Origin of the sequence: Bernardetia sp. MNP-M8 (assembly GCF_037126285.1) — a bacterium.
In the GTDB taxonomy this organism is placed as follows: domain Bacteria; phylum Bacteroidota; class Bacteroidia; order Cytophagales; family Bernardetiaceae; genus Bernardetia.
The window spans coordinates 169,257-190,159 of sequence record NZ_CP147012.1 but is presented as its reverse complement, the minus strand read 5'-3'; the positions used below and the strand labels follow the sequence as shown (position 1 = coordinate 190,159).

The window sequence follows — 20,903 nt, the reverse complement described above, 5'->3', positions numbered from 1 at the left end:
GTACAATAAATTGGTTTTAATTTTTTGTACCACAGCACTATTTTTCTCTAGCCTTAAACAAGTTTGTAGTTCTTTTTCTAGTCCTTAACTCTAAACTAATTCTAACTATGATAGAAATTGCGATAAAAGCAGCCGTAAAAGCAGGCGAGCGCATAAAAGAAATTTATGATAAATTTGATAATGAAAATGATACAGATTATACAACAGATAATATTGTAAGTTATAAATCTGATAAGTCACCTCTGACACTTGCTGATAAGGAAGCAAACAAAATTATTGAAAAATATTTAGAACCTTTGGGTTTGCCTATTTTGTCTGAAGAAGGAAAAATCACACCTTATTCAGAACGCAAAAGCTGGAGCAAGTTTTGGCTTGTCGATCCACTTGATGGAACTAGAGAGTTTGTAAAAAGAAATGGAAACTTTACAGTAAATATTGCTTTAATAGAAAACAATGTTCCAATTGTAGGAATTATTTATGTTCCAGTTTCAGGTATTTTGTATGTGGGGGAACTTGGAAAAGAAGCGTACAAACAAGAGCTAAATCAAGAAAATACACTAGAAATAGCTAAAAAAATAGCTATTAAGGTGAGCAAACGTAAAAATGAAGAAGGAATAATTGCTTTTAAAAGTCGTTCGCATTCTGGAGCAAAAGACAATAATTATTTGAATAGATTTAATGTCAAAGAAATTCGTAAGAAAGGAAGTTCAGTCAAATTTTGTCTAGTTGCCGAAGGAATTGCCGATTTATATTATAGAAACGGAACAACTATGGAGTGGGATACAGCAGCAGGAGAAGCAATTTTGAAAGCAGCAGGAGGACTCATTCTAAATGCAGAGACAGATACAGATTTAGAATATAATAAGGAAAATTTAGAGAATCCACCTTTTTGTGCCATGAATACAGCTATTTTTGAGACATTTAAAGAGTTGTAAAACAAGGCTTTAGCATGATTTTTACTTTTGTTGAAAAATGTTAAGGTTTTTTTAATAAAAACTTAAACATTTTTCTCTTTTTTAAGATAATATACTATACATCGTTCGTTATTCTTGTAGGTACAATTAAATTTACATAATTCAATAAAATAAGTGTAGGGGGGAAATTATTTTTTTACGTCTTTAGTTTAAAGAAGCGACATACTAAAAATTAATTAATTTTTTGTTAAAATTTGTAAGTTTTTTATGAAAAAAGCTACCTATTTTATGAAAAAATGGTTGTAACTTTGTAAAAAAAAAGAAAAAAGATATTTATATGGTTTTGTTAATTTTAAATATTCCTGTTTTCTTAAAATTTTTTTTGAATTATTTTTCAATAAGATGCAACGTTTGTTAAAAAATAGTGTCTATATAAGTGGAAGCCTTTAGTAAAGTTAATTTTTAGTTAAACTTTTACATTCTAGTAGTAGAAATAAGGTCGTTATATCACACAAAACTATAAATTAGGATTTTTTATTTAATACATTTACAATCATGAAATTAAAACTATTTATTCTCTTCCTGCTTGTTTTTGGAGCAATTGGACAAACTATATTTCTCAATATAGATGCCAAAAGTAATTTCTTGTGGGAAAGCTCAGAAAAATCAAAAAACAGTTATACGCAGATATCAGATAATGAGATAGATGAATCTTCAATTCAACCCTCAGAAGTAGTAGTAACCATTCGTCATCATGATTCTGAAATTATAAATCAGAATGTAAACATGGAATTGCAAAATAATAATGCAAATTTTAATGAAGAAGGTGTAGAAACTACTAGCTCTACAAAACCAACTACTAAGAAAACTTGTGATCAAGAAAATAAAAAAGAGCGTTTGATTTGTCAGAAAGCAAAAGATGCTGCTAAAAACAAACAAAATCGTGTTTCTGGAAGTAACCACACAAAGAGTAGTACAATTCAAAATCCTTAGTAAAGATTCTATCTTTTTATGAGTTTTGATTTTATAAGTTTCTGTTATTAATATAACTACAAAGAATATGACATTTATTTATACCTGATGACCGAACATTATTAGAATGTTCGGTTTTTTTTTGTCTTATTTTTCTTAGAGAAATTTCTGATACTATTCAAAACAATGTACAAAATTTGTAGTTTTATTAACTATGAAATCTACTCCACGCTTACTTATTCAAGACAAATATTTTGTACCCTATTTGTCAGAGCAGCAAATGCATCAACGTGTACAGGAATTAGGAAAACAAATTGCAACTGATTATGCAGACAAAAAACCTCTTTTGTTATGTATTTTGAATGGTTCGTTTGTTTTTGCAGCCGATTTAGTTCGTTCGATGGATACGGTTTGCCAAGTATCTTTTTTAAAATATTCTTCTTATGTAAAAGATAAATCGTCTAATAATGCTAAAGACTTACTAGGAATTCAAGGACTAAATGAAGAATTGAAAGATCGTCATTTGATTGTGGTGGAAGATATTGTTGATACAGGTACTACCATGGACAAACTTTTGAAAGAACTTTCTTCTCATAAGCCTGCTAGTATAGAAATTGCTACTTGTCTTTTCAAACCTAGCGCACTCAAATTTGATATTTCTCCTAAATATGTAGCTTTCTCTATTCCTAATCACTTTGTGGTTGGTTATGGTTTAGACTATGATAATTATGGACGGCATTTAGCAGGAATTTATATTATTGACCAAGAGCATTGAGAAGTAAAGAATAACTGATTTTATTTTATCAATTAAAGTAGAATCAAAAGGAACTTTGTTTGTTCTTTCCCCCTTTATTTTTTAGTGAATAGTACAATCAAAATTAATTTGAAACATAAAAATTAGTCTTTTAAAGATTCATATTTAAAAATTGTGTACAAATTTTATTTTCTGTAGTATTCTTTTATCCACACTAAAATACAAGTTGCCATGACACATACGATGAGATACAAAGACCTTAAAAGATTGGTTGCAGAAGGAGAAGGCTTGCATATAGAGTTTAAGCGAAAAGTATATTACCCTCAAAAAATATTGCGTGAAGTAGTCGCTTTTGTAAATACTGATGGAGGAAAGTTATGTATTGGTGTTTCAGATGATGGACTTATTCCTGGGCTAAAATATCCTGATGAAGCTATTTATATGATGGAAAAAGCAATGGAAGATTTTTGTAAGCCTGCTGTCACTTATACAATTTATAGAGTTCCAGTTCCTTATACAAATGGTTGCGAAGTAGTTGTTTTTGATTTTGAGCCACATCCAAACCGACCTATTTATTTATTGTATAAAAAAAATACCCGAGTAGGAAAGGCATATGTACGGATTGCAGATAAAAGCGCACAAGCAAGTAAAGAAATGCGTAAAATTATGAAAGCCCGAGCAAATGAAAAAGATGTTTTGTTACAATATGGACAACATGAAAGAACTCTTTTGCAATATTTAGGTTCTCATAAGCGCATTAATTTAGAAGAATATGCCAACTTAGTCAATATTTCACAAGAAGAAGCTTCAACAATTTTGGTAAATATGACCCTTGCAAATATCATAGAAGTAAAGCCACAAGAAGGTGGATATGACTTTTTTGTACATGGAAGAGTTGGATTTAAAGCCTAATAAAATAAAGTATATTCAACCTTAAATTAAAAACTCCTTTATTTTTTAAAAAATAAAGGAGTTTTTGCGTGAAGAGTTATAAAATAGTTTTTTTATTCTTCTATTATAAACTTACGGAAAGCAAGCCCATCTTTTGTTTGAATTTGTAGATGATACATTCCACCTACAAGATTAGTTGTCTTGACTTTATAACGAGAAGAAGAAATTTGTTCTGTTTTGAGTACTACTTTTCTACCAATTGCGTCAATTAAGATAAAAGTAGGTTCACCATTTGGAGAAGCTGTTCCAAAATCTATAAAGAAATTACCATTATTTGGATTAGGAAAGATCTCTAAATTTCGTAACTCTTTTGGCTCTTCTATGGCTGTAATTGTTTTTGTGAAAATAATTATTTCAGAAATTGAACTACAACCTGTCTCTGTCGAAACAAGCAAACTATATTCTGCTGTTTCTATTGGCTTGTAGGTGCTTTCAAAGGCATTTTCGATTGGAACTCCATCTTTCAACCACTGATAAGTAACTGTTTCTTGACTATTTAATGTACTGGTCAGTATTTCTTCATTGACTAAATCAATACTAATTTCAGGTTGAGGAAGAACAGTAATTTCTATAGAATTTGAAAGTGCTGTACAACCGTTTGCTGTCAAAACTTCTGCTGTATATGTTCCTGCATCTGTAACAGTATATGAGTTTTCATTTGCAAAAGCTAAGATGACACCCTCTTTTCTCCAAGTAATTTTTTGAGCATCTGTGAATTGAGTAGCAATTTCTAACTTTAGTCCAAAAGGTTGAGATTCACAAAATACAGTTTGAACAGGTTGTTTAATTTCAAAATTTAGTCCTGCTTGACATTCTACATTTAGAGTAATAGAACGACGTTGTAAAGTCAAATCTGGTAAACTTGAATTGGTAACTTGTGCAGTATAAATTCCTACCTCATTATTACTAATTCTATTTAGAGTTAGATTTTGAGTTGCTGCAATAGAGTTTCCATTCTTAAACCATTGATAATTATTTCCATTTCCTTGTGTTTCTATTACAAAAGAAAGAGATGAATTAAGAATAGCCAAAATATTTTCTTCTTGATTAATGGGAGCTTGTGGTGCATATTCAAATGTAGAATAGTTTTGATTTGAGAAAGGCAATAAATCGTCAAACTCTAATTCATTTTCAGAAACTCTCAATTCAGATAGATTACTAAGTTGTAAAAAGCCGCTTGGTAAAGAAGACAAGTTATTGGTATTTATTTCAAATGTCACTAAACTAACTAGATTTTGTACATCTGTTGGAATAGTTCTAATGTAGTTTCGATTAGCATAAAATGCAATTAGTTTTGTGAGATTTGTAATTGAACTTGGTAATTCTTTGAGTTGATTATCACTAACATTCAAAACATTTAATTCTCTTAGATTTTTTATTGTTTGAGGAACTTCTACAAACTGATTATCATTGAGATAAAGTGTTCTCAAATTACTCATATTTCCAATTTCTTCTGGAATACTAGTTAAGTTATTTCTAGACAACCAAAGAGCTTGTAGATTGATAAGATTACCAAACGAAACTGGAACACTTCCTTCAAAGTTATTTTTATCTAAGTCTAGATAAGTTAGTGTAGTAATATTTCCAATAGAGGCAGGAATTTGTCCTTCCAATTTATTATCAAAGAAACTTAAATAACGCAGTTCAGAGAATAACTCTGCATCAAATACATTTGGTAATGTGCCTATCAAGTTACGGGAAGACAAATCTAACTCTGTTATTTTGCTTCCAGAAAGAGTAACTCCTGACCAAGTAGAAACAGGTTGGGTCAAATCCCAAGTTTGTGTCCAAGAAGTTTCTCCTCCTGTATCTAAGAAAAGCTGTACTAAAGCAAGTGAATCTGTAGGCTCTACAAATCCCTCTATTTGTAAGTTAATTGGATTTCTTTCTAATATAAGTTGAGTAGCTACTGTATTGCTTACTTTACACGTATAAATACCTGCATCTGATGGAAGGGCACTTGGGATTGTATATTCCCAATTTGTAGCTCCAGCAATAGGATTTTCATCTTTATACCATTGATAAGTATTGAAGTTTCCTTGAGTTTGTGAATTGAATGTAATAGACTCAGTCTGTCCAACAATTTCAGTACGAGGGGCATAAATTTTAGCTTGTGGTGAATAGGTAAAGTTTGGAATAGCTCCAACAAAATCTTCTGCTGATTCGAAACTAAGTCTATTTCCTTTGATATTTAATGAGAAATCAGTGTTTGTTCTTCTGGCTAAATTAAGAACAGAATAGGGAAGAGTTCTTGTTAGATTATTACTAAATAAATTGATAGAAGCAACTTCTCCACAACTAACCCTTATACCATTCCAAGTAGAAACAGGTGTATTCAAATCCCAAGGATTATTCCAAGATGCTCCTCCCATTTCATTATACATCTGAACCAAAATAAGTGAATCACTAGGAGTAACATAATATTGTTCTTCAATGGTAACGACTTGCTCATCAGTAGCTGTATTTCCTGCTGAATCTATGGCAGTCCAAGTGACGATGGTTTCTCCAAGAGGAAATTCTGCTGGTGCATTATTGAAAACTCTAAATAAGCAGTTATCAGAAGCTAGTGGAGTACCTATATCTAAACTGTCTCTAGTAGATGTACATCCATAGAGATTGGTTAGTTTTGTAACATCTTGAGGAGCTTGAATAAAAGGGTTTTTATTGTCAATAATAGTAATTGTGAATTGATTAGGGGCAGAAGTATTGCCATTTCTATCTGTGGCTGTCCAAGTTACATCTGTAATTCCTTGATTAAAGCGAATACCTTCTAAAGAAGACACATCTCCTAGGGTTACTCCACTTAATAAGTAACGATATGAGGCAACACCACAATTATCTGCAGCTGTTCCATCAGGAATACGATTAGAAGTTGTTGTTGTTCTATTTGTATAATAACAATTGTTTAGGTCTGTATTTCTTGTGAAATCACGCATTGCTGTCAGTACAGGTGGTTGAGCATTATCTATAACTGTAACTGTAAACTGCTCACTTGGTGAGGAGAAGTTTCCATTTATATCTTTTGCTCTCCAAGTAACAGTGGTTATTCCTTCATTAAATATTAAATCTTCTAAAGTAAAAACTGGAATAGTAGTTACTGTTGCCCCTGTCAAGTTATATTCGTAACCGTTTGTATCAATACCACAATTATCACTTGCTATTCCATCAGAAATATAAGAAGGATTCTGATTATTCTCATTATAAAAAGTACAACCTTGGTTTGGAGATACAGTTATGCTAGATATAGATGTTGTGATTGGTAATTCATTATCTGTAACAGTAATAGTTTGGGTTGCTATTGCTGTATTTCCATTTCCATCGTCTGCTGTCCAAGTTACTACTGTTGAGCCAATAGTAAATTCACTAGGAGCATCATTTGAAAATGTAACTGTACCACAGTTATCAGTTCCTGTTGGAGTTCCTAAACTTACACTTGAAGCTGTACAAAGTGTTGCGTCTGTGTTTACAGTTACGTTTGATGGTGCTGTAATTGTAGGGTCTGTCACATCATCAATGCTAACATTTTGAGTTTGAGTGGATGTATTTCCGTTTCCATCATCATATGTCCAAGTTACTACTACATTTGTTCCTTCTCCAGAAATAGGAAGAGCAGCGTCATTTGTTACTGTTACTGTTGTTGCACAATTATCAGTTGCTATTGGAGCTACTAGACTTGTTACTTGACACTCTGCTGTTACATCTGGAAGTGAAGTCAAATCTGGAACTGGAGCAGTCACATCATCAATGCTAACATTTTGAGTTTGAGTGGATGTATTTCCGTTTCCATCATCGTATGTCCAAGTTACTACTACATTTGTTCCTTCTCCAGAAATAGGAAGAGCAGCATCATTAGTTACTGTTACTGTTGTTGCACAATTATCAGTTGCTGTTGGAGGGGTTAATGAAGTAACTTCACATTCTGCTGTTACATCTGAAAGTGAAGTCAAATCTGGAACTGGAGCCGTCACATCATCAATGCTAACATTTTGAGTTTGAGTGGATGTATTTCCGTTTCCATCATCATATGTCCAAGTTACTACTACATTTGTTCCTTCTCCAGAAATAGGAAGAGCAGCGTCATTTGTTACTGTTACTGTTGTTGCACAATTATCAGTTGCTATTGGAGCTACTAGACTTGTTACTTGACACTCTGCTGTTACATCTGGAAGTGAAGTCAAATCTGGAACTGGAGCAGTCACATCATCAATGCTAACATTTTGAGTTTGAGTGGATGTATTTCCGTTTCCATCATCGTATGTCCAAGTTACTACTACATTTGTTCCTTCTCCAGAAATAGGAAGAGCAGCATCATTAGTTACTGTTACTGTTGTTGCACAATTATCAGTTGCTGTTGGAGGGGTTAATGAAGTAACTTCACATTCTGCTGTTACATCTGAAAGTGAAGTCAAATCTGGAACTGGAGCCGTCACATCATCAATGCTAACATTTTGAGTTTGAGTGGATGTATTTCCGTTTCCATCATCATATGTCCAAGTTACTACTACATTTGTTCCTTCTCCAGAAATAGGAAGAGCAGCGTCATTTGTTACTGTTACTGTTGTTGCACAATTATCAGTTGCTGTTGGAGCTACTAGACTTGTTACTTGACATTCTGCTGTTACATCTGAAAGTGAAGTCACATCTGGAACTGGAGCCGTCACATCATCAATGCTAACATTTTGAGTTTGAGTAGATGTATTTCCGTTTCCATCATCGTATGTCCAAGTCACTACTACATTTGTTCCTTCTCCAGAAATAGGAAGAGCAGCATCATTAGTTACTGTTACTGTTGTTGCACAATTATCAGTTGCTGTTGGAGCTACTAGACTTGTTACTTGACATTCTGCTGTTACATCTGAAAGTGAAGTCAAATTTGGAACTGGAGCAGTCACATCATCAATGATAACATTTTGAGTTTGAGTAGATGTATTTCCGTTTCCATCATCGTATGTCCAAGTTACTACTACATTTGTACCTTCTCCAGAAATAGGAAGAGCAGCGTCATTTGTTACTGTTACTGTTGTTGCACAATTATCAGTTGCTGTTGGAGCTACTAGACTTGTTACTTGACACTCTGCTGTTACATCTGAAAGTGAAGTCAAATCTGGAACTGGAGCAGTCACATCATCAATGCTAACATTTTGAGTTTGAGTGGATGTATTTCCGTTTCCATCATCATATGTCCAAGTCACTACTACATTTGTTCCTTCTCCAGAAATAGGAAGAGCAGCATCATTAGTTACTGTTACTGTTGTTGCACAATTATCAGTTGCTGTTGGAGCTACTAGACTTGTTACTTGACATTCTGCTGTTACATCTGAAAGTGAAGTCAAATCTGGAACTGGAGCAGTCACATCATCAATGCTAACATTTTGAGTTTGAGTAGATGTATTTCCGTTTCCATCATCGTATGTCCAAGTTACTACTACATTTGTACCTTCTCCAGAAATAGGAAGAGCAGCGTCATTTGTTACTATTACTGTTGTTGCACAATTATCAGTTGCTGTTGGAGCTACTAGACTTGTTACTTGACATTCTGCTGTTACATCTGAAAGTGAAGTCAAATCTGGAACTGGAGCAGTTACATCATTAATAATTACATTTTGGTCTGCTGTGATGATGTTTCCATTTCCATCATCAAATGTCCAAGTTACTAGGGTTATGCCTTGTGTTGTAATAGGAAAAGTAGTTGTTGTTGTTCCTATAATTGTTCCTGCACAATTATCAGTTGTAGTTGGAGCTGTAGGAGTTGCACTACATTCTGCTGTAATATCTGTTAGAGTTGGAGTAACTGGGTCAGTAGTATCTGCTGTTCCTGTTCCTTCTATATCAAATGTATAAGTAGCTTCATCACTATCGTTATTGGATATGTTTATAATTGCCGTACGAGTACCTACAGCAGTCGGAGCAAATTGAATTGAAAATTGATGAAAACTACCAGGTGTTATAGTAATAGATGTTGTTGAGGGGCTGATAGAATAATCTGTTGGATTAGCTCCAGTAAAGATAATATTACTTACCTCTAAATCTATTGTACCTGTGTTATAAATTCTGAAATGTTTTTGCACATTTCCAGAACAAATAGGCATTCCTCCATAAATCGTATAACCACTTGCAGAAGAGCCAGACAGTATTTCGTTTGCAGGTGCATATAGCTCATGTCTAACTTCTATTTCTGGCGCACTTGCTACTGGTTCAGCATTAGAAAAAGATGATGTATTTCCTGCATTTGTTCCATCAGTAGCTGTCGCTGTCGCAGTTATAAAGTTGTTTGTTGTAAATGTTCCTGAAGAAAAAGTCCAAGTAGTTCCAGCAACAGTAGCATTTCCTAAATAAGTTCTTCCTTGTGTTTCAGAAGGATTGTTATCAAAGACTTCTATTATATCGGTAGAAAGTTCGCACGTTCCTGAAATAAGAGATGGAGTAGCTGTATCTACTACTGGAGCTTGTTTGTCAGCATTACTTCCTGTAGCAATATTAATTCCTCCACTTCCATTAAGGTATATACTATTATAGGATATAGTAGCTTGAGTAGCTCCTCCAGTCACATTAATTCCCAAGCCAGTATTATTAGCAATGATATTTTGCCCTGCTATTGTTCCATTACCAATATTATTATTTATTCCTGTTGTGTTGATAAAAATACCATTACCTCCATTTGCAAGAGGAGTAGTTCCATCTGCACCTACCCCAATATAATTACCTAAGATAGTATTATGAGAAGATGTACCATCTATTCGAACTCCATTAGTAGACGATCCACTAATTATATTTCTACTTGCTGGACTTGTTCCACCAATAGTATTATTAGAACTATTCTGCATGACTAAAGCTCCACTAGTAGGTGTAGCTGGGTAAGAAGCAATACCTGCTGCATCAACACCAATATGATTTCCTTCTATAAAGTGTCCTGCTGTTCCAGAAAGCCAAAGAGCAGCCAAGCCAGAACCCTCACTTTGTTGAATAGATAAGCCTTTTACACTAATAGAAGACGAACCTGAAAGAGTTAGCGTACTAGAAGCTATTGGTAAAGGTGGTGCTGCTAATTGTATTTTTATATCAGCAGGAGCAAGGTTTGTAGCAGCTTTTGAGTCAAAAGCAGAATACCCATCAATAAGAGCTTCATCAGATATGGCATTAGTAATGCCTGCTAGTGATTGTATTGTCCATACTCCAGTACTTGAATTATAATTAGCATCAGAAGTAGGGATACTAAAATCGATATAGTTTTTCCCTGCTAGTTGATTTGCTCCATCAATAGAAACACCATCACCATCAATAACTTCTCTAAAACTCTCTGCACCACTATCATTTGTATTTTTTACTCGTAATGCCCAAAGAGGGTCATTTATATCTCCTAGAGCATCTGAACCCAACTGTCCATCAGCAGCAGAAAATAATGAGCCTGAATTAAATGCTATTTGATTTTCTCCATTTTCAAAATTCCAATATCCTAATGCTCCATTTGGTGTATTACTGCCCATATCGGCTTGGATTTGTCCTGCGTTACGAACAGAATTAAAAATTCTTACTTCGTCTATTTGACCTCTAGTGGATATAAATGAGGCAGAGTTATCAAAATATGTCCTACCTATAAGTAAAGAAGAGGAAGAAGAAGAAAACCCAGTAATTGATACATTTGCTTTTTCTACCCCATTTACGTATATCTTTGCGTTACTTCCATCGTAAGTAGCAGCAATATGATACCACTTATTATTTTCTAAGAGTTCAGCAGGTATATTTGAAGTTTGAATATCTCCTCCTGCTATTCCTTGTAAAGTAAACTTTACTCGTCCACCATTAACTGCTAGACTTACACCATTATTGGCATTACTAGGACGATTAGATACAATTCCATTTTCTGCTGAATTTATTTTTATCCAAGATTCTATTGTAAAATTACTAAAGTTAAATGTACTGTTTAGTCCAGTTCCTACATCCACATAATCATCTATCCCATCAAAATACATTCCTCGGTTGCCGATGGGTTGTGAAGGTAAACAGGTAGGAGAAGCTAGAGCATCTCCATTAATAGTCCAGTTGTTAGGAGCAGAAGTTAGTTCAGATCTTGCTGTAATAGCATTGGTAGAGCAATAAGTTCTTCCATTGGCTCCTAATGTAATGCCTGTAGGTATTGTTTCAGGACCTACTATAGTTGCCCATCCTATGAGAGTATTTTCATAATTAGTTTGAGACATGATTGTTCCATTGAGCATACCCTCCATACTATTAGGGATAGTAATACTACTAATATCCCAAGCACTCAAATCTTGATCAAATACAGAAGCTAGATTAAACATGTTTTCCATAGTGGTAACATTGCTTGTACTCCACCCTCCAATATTTTGATTGAAACTATTTGCTCTAAAAAACATAGCATCCATATTTAATACTGATGATGTATTCCAAGGAAGAGGGGTACTATTTGTATTACTTAAAGCTCCATTATTAAATAATTCAGCACGCCTAAACATAGAGTTCATGTCTAGCACATTTTGTGTATTCCAACTACCTATATCTTGATTGAACAAAACAGCTTGATCAAACATATGTGCCATGTTTTGCACATTCTGTGTATTCCAAACACCTATATCTTGATTGAAAGTTGATGCATTATAAAACATATAGTTCATGTCTGTTACAGAAGATGTATTCCAAGTCAAGGGGTTGTTGCTTCCATTAGTTGCCTCTCCATTATTAAAAGATGTTGCATTATTAAACATCGAACCCATAAATACAACTGAGGAAGTATTCCAGCTTCTAATATCTTGGTTAAAAGCACTTGCTCCTGCAAACATATTAGCTATGTTACTTACATTACTCACATTCCAAGAACTTACATTTTGATTGAAAGCTGTAGCATTTTGGAACATAAACTGCATATTAGCAACATTACTTGTGTTCCATACTAAACTTGCACTTACTCCACTAGATAATCCATTATTGAAAACAGTAGCTCCATTAAACATTCTGTTCATATTATTTACATTGGTAGTTACCCATGAAGACAAATTTTGGTTAAAATTCTGAGCTCCTTGAAACATACCTTCCATGTTCGTTACACTACCTACATTCCAACTTCCGATGTTTTGATTAAACAGTGTTGCTCCTGAAAACATAAATCGCATATCTGTAACATTATCAGTTACCCAAGTACTTATACTCGAATTTCCTACCAAAGCTGGACATTCTGCGAACATAAGTCCTAGATTCATAATTGGTATTGATGATAAATCTGGAGCATCAGTAGCATTATAAGTTAGATTAGAGCAGCCATAAAAAGCATTATTCATATTTGTCCATGCATTGTCTCCCCATTGTTCTATGGTTAGAATTTTTCGTCTGTCTCCACCATTATTAAAAACTATTCTATCATACGTACCTGATATTTCTACTCTATATATACCTATTGTACCAAAATCAATAATTTGAGAGCCACTAAAAGGACCTAACTGTCCTCCAGAGTTGTTGGCTGCGTTACCATCTTCTTCCCAATAGACAAAATAAGAACCACCAACAATAGGAAGTCGTACTTGCTGACTATTAGTTCCTGCTCCAGAAGGATTGTCACTTTTCCATTTTGTAATAAAAGCATTTGAAGGTGGCGTGAAAATAGTAAACTCTCCTGCACCTCCAGTATAATTATTTATTCTGTAATTGGGAGAAGTAAAACTAGTAGGAGTTATTGGAGACCAGTTACCTGCACTTTCTATATGAACCAAGGAACTGTTTGTAAGCCCTGCACCTTGTGGTGCTTGAAACTCTATATCAGTAGTGAGACTAGCACCTATGTGCCAAGAACCCATGTTATTAGGAGATGAGATAGTAGATGGGTTAATAAAACTAACACCTGTACCTGTATTAACATTCGAAAGAAAAACAGTTTGTTTATTTGAAGCATCTCCTACTGGAAAAGTAGCAGGACCTGGATTACGTAAAAACTTTCTGCTAGTAGCTGTCGCTTGTATCCAAGAGTTTGGTGTATGAGTAAGGTTAGCATCTGTGCCATTATATCTAAAATTATCAGAAGTGAGAATGACTTTTCCATCATCTAAATCTAATGAATTATTAACTTGAACAAAATCATCAAATGTAACATGTGCAGGATTACTTATCTCTAAACCATAGAATGTAGTCGTTATTCCTCTGATGGTTTGTGGAGTTGTTCCATCAAAGATGACTACAGTAGCGTTAGTAGTTGTATTAAAACTATTTCCTGTATTGTTATCTAAATCTCCTAATATCGTTGTTGTTCCTGCTTGAAGCGTTTTTACTCCTGTTCCTGTTATTTCTAAAGTTCCATAAGTTACCCCTCCTCGAATATCTCCATCTCCTGCATAGTTATATTCAAATGTAGATATAGAAGAACTGTTGAAATTAGCTACATCAGATAAAATATTAGAACGCATAATCAATCTACCATTATTTTGAAACGAACCTCCTCCTGTCAAAAAGTTAGGAGCTAATACTCCTGTAATATTATTGTTTGTTAGAGTTCCATTTATATTTATACCACCATTACCCCAAAGTTGTATTTCATCTCCTGTTCCATTATTGATAATAACGTCAGTATCGATTTGACAAGTACCACTACCTAAGCTTTCTGAAAAACGCATATTACCACTATTATTAGTTATTGAAAGTGGAGTAGTTTCAAATAAAGTATGTGAAGACTGACGTAATCTAAAAGTAGCATTGTTTGTGATATTACCTCTGAAAATAAAATCAAAATTATCTCCAGTATTATTAGTAGTAGTTAGTATTCCTCCAGAGTGAATCGTTAAATTACCATTTACTATCAATGTAGCATTATTCTGAAGTGTTAAGCCTCCATAAATTTCTAAGTCTATTACCTCAAGAAAACCTCCAATAGGAATAAATACATCTTCTCCTGCACATATTGTGGTAACTGGAGTTGAATTACTGGGAATTACCCCTGCTACTGACTGTGTAGAAAAACAGTTATCAAATGACCAGGTGGTTGTTAATGTTGCATCTCCTCCAGAAAGTGAGTATAAGTCTTGCCCTAACACAGAAGGTGTAAAAGAAAGACAAAGTAACAAGAAAAAAGAAAGTAATAAAAAAGAAAATCTAAAAGTAGTAAATATATTTTTCATAAAGTAATGAAGGGTAAGGGTAAGTCAAGATTATTGTTTAGTAAATATAAGTTACCTATTTCTACGCAGTAAAGAAATAGATAGATGAATAATAAGTGTTGATTTTGGGTTGATTATAAAGATCTAAAGTATTGAAATACAATACAAAAATACAAAATTATTACTAAATAAAGAGAGGTATGCACTTTGTTATTACGTGAGGTTAAACATTAAGTTTTTGTTTTTTTAAGAAAAATGAAAAATAGTTTGGAGTATTAGGGAAAAAGATTTTTTTACTTTCTAGTATTGACCTATTATCATTATGAGCTTAAGTTGAACAAAATTATTTAATAGGTTATCAAAATCTATCTGAGACCGTGGGAAGGTATATGATTCATTTTCAATTAACTTCAACTCAGGATTGAGAGTGAAATGAAAATTGTTAGAATAAGACATCAATAACAGTTGCTGGTGTCTTAACCAACGACATAGAAAAATCAAGTAGCAAAATTACCAATTCTCAAATCCGTTTTGTATTTTTGCTTTATTATAAAAGTTTAATTATTTCGACATAACACTCTAAAGCACATTTTTAATATGCAAAATGCCATTTTTTCTATTCCTTTTCCAAAAAACGAACCTGTCTTAGAATATCGTGCAGGCTCTCCAGAACGTGAAGCTCTCAAAAAAGCAATCAAAGAATTACGTAGTCAAGAATTAGATATTCCAATGGTAATTGGTGGACAAGAAGTACGTACAGAAGAAAAAATGCGTCTTTCTCCTCCTCACGACCACAAACATACACTAGGACATTTTCATTACGGTGATAAAGGTCATGTAGAACAAGCAATCCGTGCAGCTTTAGCAGCAAAAGAGGCTTGGGAAGATTTGCCTTGGACAAACCGTGCTACTATCTTTTTGAAGGCAGCCGACCTTTTGGCAGGAGAATATCGTGCTAAAATTAATGCAGCAACCGTTTTAGGTCAGTCTAAAAATGCGTATCAAGCAGAAATTGATGCAGCTTGTGAATTTATTGATTTCTTGCGTTTCAATGCTTACTTTATGCAAGAAATTTATGAAAAACAACCTGTTTCTTCAGATGGAATTTGGAATAAATTAGAATATCGTCCTTTAGAAGGTTTTGTTTTTGCCCTTACGCCATTCAATTTTACGGCTATTGCAGGAAACCTTCCAGCTTCAGCTGCCCTTATGGGAAATGTTATTGTTTGGAAACCAGCATTTACACAGATTTATTCTGCTCACGTAATTATGGAAGTTTTCGAAAAAGCAGGAATGCCAGCAGGAGTTATCAATCTTATTTTTACAGATGGACCTGAAACGGGTGATGTAATTTTCAATCATAAAGATTTTGCAGGTATTCACTTTACAGGAAGTACAGGTGTATTCCAGACAATTTGGAAAGAAATTGGAAAAAATATCCAAAACTATAAGAGTTATCCAAGAATTGTAGGCGAAACAGGTGGAAAAGATTTTGTGGTGGCTCATCATACAGCAAATGCTGCACAAGTTGCTACTGCACTTGTTCGTGGTGCTTTTGAGTTCCAAGGACAAAAATGTTCGGCTGCTTCAAGAGCTTATATTTCTCAGAATATTTGGAAAGAAGTAAAAGAAAGAATGACAGATATGCTTTCGGAAATCAAAATGGGTTCTCCAGAAGTGTATGGTAACTATATCAATGCTGTTATTGACGAAAAATCGTTTGATAAAATTGCTAAGTATATAGACAACGCAAAAAAAGACAAAAATGTCAAAGTTATTGCAGGTGGAAATTATGACAAATCAAAAGGTTATTTCATCGAACCTACTGTTTTGAAAGTAGACGATCCAAAATATGTAACCATGTGTGAAGAAATTTTTGGACCTGTTTTGACAATTTATGTGTATCCAGAAAATGACTTTGAGGATATTCTTACGCTTACAGACCAAACTTCTCCGTATGCTTTGACAGGTTCTATTTTTGCACATGACAGAACAGCCGTAGAATTGGCTACCAAAAAGCTTAAAAATGCCGCAGGTAATTTTTATATCAATGACAAACCAACTGGTGCAGTTGTAGGTCAGCAGCCATTTGGAGGTGCAAGAGCATCAGGAACAAACGACAAAGCAGGTTCATATTTGAATCTTTTGCGTTGGGTAAGTCCTCGTACAATCAAGGAAACATTTAATGCTCCAACAAGCTATGAGTATCCATTCTTAGAATTAGATCCAAAGGAGAAAAAAGAAGCTAAAGAGTCGAACGGACAAGCAAAAAAAGAGAAAAAAGAGAAAGTGAAAAAGTAGAATCTCCAAGCCCTAAGGGTAAGGTGTTAAGAATTAGTTTATTTTTTCCTACAGTTTTGTAATTATGATTTTCAAAAATGTAGTGTATTTTAGCTGCGTAGCTGCATTATATTTGTAGATTAAAATTGAATTTCCGTATTTAGAGCTGCGTAGCTGCGAAATGTTGAAATTTTACAGTTTTCAAACATCAAACAACAATATTTCGCAACTACGCAGCTTTTTGAACTTGATATTTTTTCGTTTCTACCCATATTTCGCAGCTACGCAGCTAAATTTTAAAGAAAATGATTTAAAATAATCATTTTTTGTAGAATTTTTTTTGAAATTCTGAACACCCTATCCTTAGGTTTATTATTACATAAAAATCATATAAACCTCTCACTAATAAGTTATAATACCTTTAACAAGTAATTTTGAATGAATGAAATAAACTATACACAAATTTTGATAGAAAATAATTGTAATTATAATTAAAGCAATAAATGAATTTAGCAACATTTCAAAAAAGAATAAGTAAGAGTTTAGTATTCTTTATTTCTGCATTTTTTTTATTTAATGGCATTACATCTTGCCAGTTTTACAGAAATACAGCCTCTCATTACAATGCCTATTTTTTAGCAGAGGAGCGTTTCAATGAAGTTTATAAAAATACATATCTTCAACAAAAAAGTGATTTTAATAATGTATTGGCAGTTTTGCCTCCAATAGATAGTGTTTCGATGGGAGGCTTTAAAGGCGAATTGGATTATGTTGTTGAAAAGGCATCTTTACCTATTCAACGTCATCCAGAAAGTGATTGGACAGATGATAGTTATTTACTCATTGGAAAAGCTCGTTTACATCAAGCAGATTATAGAAATGCTATTAATTCCTTTAAATATTTGAATGGAAATAGTAATGAATTAGATATTCGTCATGCTTCTCTTATTTGGCTGATGCGTTCTTTTATTGAAAGTGGTAATTTGGATCAGGCTTCTTTTACGATGGATTATATTTCGAAAGAAGGAGATAAGTTTTCAGAAGAAAATATTAGAGATTTTTATTTGGTTTCGGCACATTATTACAGAACAGTCAATGACTTTGATAAAACAGCAGCTTATTTAGAGCTTGCTTTGCCGTATGTGAAAAATAAAACTCAAAAAGCTCGTTATCATTTTATTTTGGGACAAATTTATCAGAATAAAGCCAAAGAAGGAATTGATGATAAGACAATAAATGTAAAGAAAAATGATAGGAAATCATACGAAAATTATCAAGCTAGTATAAAGGCACATCCCGATTATGAAATGGTTTTTAATGCTCAATTGAATGCTTCTCAAGTAGCAGGAACGAGTGCAGAAGATGTAAAACAAGCGCAAAAATATTTTGAAAAACTTTTGAAAGACCAAAAAAATGAAGAATATAAAGACCGTATTTATTATGAAATGGCTGGGTTTGCTCAAAAACGAGGAAAAACAGAGGAAGCTATCAATCTCTTACAAGAATCTTTAAATCAACCTTCAGATAACTCAGCACAACGAGCTTATACTTACGTCAGAATGGGTGAGTTATATTATGCTGATAGTAAATATGCAAAGGCAAATTCGTATTATGATTCTGCCCTTTCTATTAGTACAGAAGAAATGCGTAATTATGATGAAATTGCTGCACGAGGAGAAATTTTAGGTCAATTTTTTGAGCAATATGATATTTTAGAAAAAGCAGATACAAAAATTAACCTTTCCAAAATGTCGCAGGAAGAGTTAGTTAAATATTTTGAAAAACAAATTGCAGAAGAAAAAGCACAAATAGATAAAGAAGCAGCAGCAGCAGAAAAAGCTGCCAAAAGTGGAAATTTGGTCAAGCAAGGAACTACAAATCCATTTGCAAATACGTCAAATCCTGCTCAAACGTGGTATTTTTATAATGACCAAGCTGTCAGACAAGGAAAAAATACATTTGTTAGAGTTTGGAAAAACCGTCCTTTAGAAGATAACTGGCGAAGAAGCAATAAAATAAATAGTTCAATTGATAATACTGTTGATCCAACTGCCACAACAGCAGATAGCAAAACAGACCAAGAAAATCTATATGCAACTGTTGCAGGTGTAGAGGAAAGATTAAAAGAAGTTCCTAAAACAATAGAAGAAATTAGCCTTTTAGAGCAAAAAGTTCAAGTTGCGTTGTTTGAACTTGGAAAAGTATATCATTATCAGCTCAAAGAAAATAGTAATGCGAGAGCTACTTTTGAACGTCTTATAAATGATTTTCCTGCTAATTCAAATACTGCTGAAGTTCTATTTTTGTTGCGTAAGATATGTTTGGAAGATAAAACATTAGAAAAATGTGATGTGGCAAGTTATGAAAAGGATTTACAAGAATATTACCCAGAATCCACCTTTGCAAAACTTATTTCTGACCCTGATTATTTAGAAGAAGCAGCCGTAAATGATACGATTGTTACTAGCTTATATAAAGAAAGTTATGAGCTTTATTTGGCTAAAAATTATGAAAAAGCCATTGAAAAGTTAGACACAATTCAAAATGAATATCCTCAAAATAGTTATAATGCAAAAATAGAGTTACTCCGAATTATGAGTGCTTCTCACATCGAATCTTTGCCTGTTTATGTAGAAAAGTTAACTACTTTCGTTACAAAATATGAAGGAAGTAAAGAACAAGAGTATGCAAAAAAACTCTTAGAAGTAGCAGATAAGAAATTAAAAGAAAGCCCTGTTCAAAAACCTGATAATGAACAAGATAAAAATATAGGTGGATAATAAGAAAGACAAGTCTTATTAAAGCATCTTTTTAATAGAATTGTATATATTTTTTATTTTTATATAAATTTTCGCTATTTTTGGAAACCTTTAATCTATTATTTAATAGAATGCAATAAGAAATAAGAATAAAAAACAGAGAAAAATCTGTTTATCTTAAAAAAAAGAACATGTAGTTAAAAGAAGAAGCCTATCAGCTTAATTTAAGTTTATTTTATATAGTAATTTTAATCAATTTAGTTTACTTTCAATAGTAATAGTATTTATATCGAACAAATAATAATGAAAACACCTAAGTACCCAAATCGTTCAAGAAACCAAGAAGAAGATTCACATCAACAGTCCTCATATTCCAACTCACGCACCTCTAACAATAATGGAGGTTACCAAGGCTCAAATCATAATTCTAACCACAATGAGCGTTCTGGTAATGGACATAATTCTAATTACAATAACAATGGAGGACATAATAACTATTCTCGTTATAATAAAAGAGAGTTTTTGAATTATAACAAATTTAGTTTTGATCGTATAAAAAGACGTTTTAATCTCAATGAAGTACAAAAAGATTTATTTGAAGGCATTACTCCAGTTGAGCCAAGTGAATGGTTAAAACAAACAATGGAAATAACGGCAGATTTGCCAATCAAGACAGAAAAAGCACGTACAGAATTTATTTTGATGCCTGTTCTTTTGGAACTTCGCAAACGTACTGAACGTATGTTTACGATTTATTCAGGAGAATATTTTAATGTAGAGCCTCGTGAAGGTTTAGCAGGTCCTTCTGATATTATTTTATCGATGGGAGCAGAATCGTACTCTATTTCTTCACCTGTAATGTCAATTGTTCAAGCCTACAAAAATAATCTTGATTTAGGTTTAGGAAAATGTGTGGCTCAAATGATTGCAGCAGATATTTTTAACGAGCGTGAAGACAATCACATCACTACTATTTATGGTTGTGTAACCACAGGGGAACAATGGCTTTTCTTACGTTTAGAGGGTGACACTATCCAAATTCATCCACATCGTTTCTTCTTAAATGAACTTACTGATATTATTGGAATGTTCCAAGCTATGTTAGATAACTGTAAAGAAGATATTGCTACTCCTAAAGTAGAAATAGAGACAGAAACAGCAGCAGAATAAATAAGTT

8 protein-coding genes are annotated in these 20,903 nt (G+C 33.2%); 7 read left to right on the top strand and 1 reads right to left on the bottom strand.

Annotation, left to right across the window (positions count from 1 at the left end):
* Nucleotides 1–107: 107 nt before the first annotated feature.
* The 4 genes from cysQ (at nt 108) to V9L04_RS00790 (ending at nt 3,552) form a co-directional block, all read left to right on the top strand.
* Nucleotides 108–935, top strand: coding sequence for a 3'(2'),5'-bisphosphate nucleotidase CysQ (cysQ, locus tag V9L04_RS00805; protein WP_338792156.1), 828 nt, complete (start codon nt 108–110; stop codon nt 933–935).
* A gap of 534 nt (nt 936–1,469) precedes the next feature.
* Nucleotides 1,470–1,907: a hypothetical protein gene (locus V9L04_RS00800; RefSeq protein WP_338792155.1), complete on the top strand. Its 438-nt coding sequence runs from the start codon at nt 1,470–1,472 to the stop codon at nt 1,905–1,907.
* Between the two features lie 193 nt (nt 1,908–2,100).
* A complete protein-coding gene (gene hpt, locus V9L04_RS00795; protein WP_338792154.1) occupies nt 2,101–2,661 on the top strand; it encodes a hypoxanthine phosphoribosyltransferase in 561 nt (186 codons plus the stop codon).
* Nucleotides 2,662–2,871: 210 nt separating this feature from the next.
* Nucleotides 2,872–3,552: an RNA-binding domain-containing protein gene (locus V9L04_RS00790; RefSeq protein WP_338792153.1), complete on the top strand. Its 681-nt coding sequence runs from the start codon at nt 2,872–2,874 to the stop codon at nt 3,550–3,552.
* Nucleotides 3,553–3,644: 92 nt separating this feature from the next.
* Here the strand turns inward: V9L04_RS00790 and V9L04_RS00785 are convergent, their stop codons facing one another.
* Nucleotides 3,645–14,708, bottom strand: coding sequence for a BspA family leucine-rich repeat surface protein (locus V9L04_RS00785; RefSeq protein WP_338792152.1), 11,064 nt, complete (start codon nt 14,706–14,708; stop codon nt 3,645–3,647).
* A gap of 576 nt (nt 14,709–15,284) precedes the next feature.
* On the opposite strand from V9L04_RS00785, the gene pruA reads away from it, so the two are divergent.
* From pruA to V9L04_RS00770, 3 genes are all read left to right on the top strand, one after another.
* The gene (gene pruA / locus V9L04_RS00780; RefSeq protein WP_338792151.1) at nt 15,285–16,988 is read left to right on the top strand and encodes an L-glutamate gamma-semialdehyde dehydrogenase; all 1,704 of its coding nucleotides are present in this window, start codon (nt 15,285–15,287) and stop codon (nt 16,986–16,988) included.
* A 482-nt stretch (nt 16,989–17,470) separates the two neighbouring features.
* Nucleotides 17,471–19,747, top strand: a complete 2,277-nt coding sequence (gene bamD / locus V9L04_RS00775; RefSeq protein ID WP_338792150.1) for an outer membrane protein assembly factor BamD — start codon at nt 17,471–17,473, stop codon at nt 19,745–19,747.
* 282 nt (nt 19,748–20,029) lie between these two features.
* Nucleotides 20,030–20,896, top strand: a complete 867-nt coding sequence (locus V9L04_RS00770; RefSeq protein ID WP_338792149.1) for a hypothetical protein — start codon at nt 20,030–20,032, stop codon at nt 20,894–20,896.
* Nucleotides 20,897–20,903: the final 7 nt, after the last annotated feature.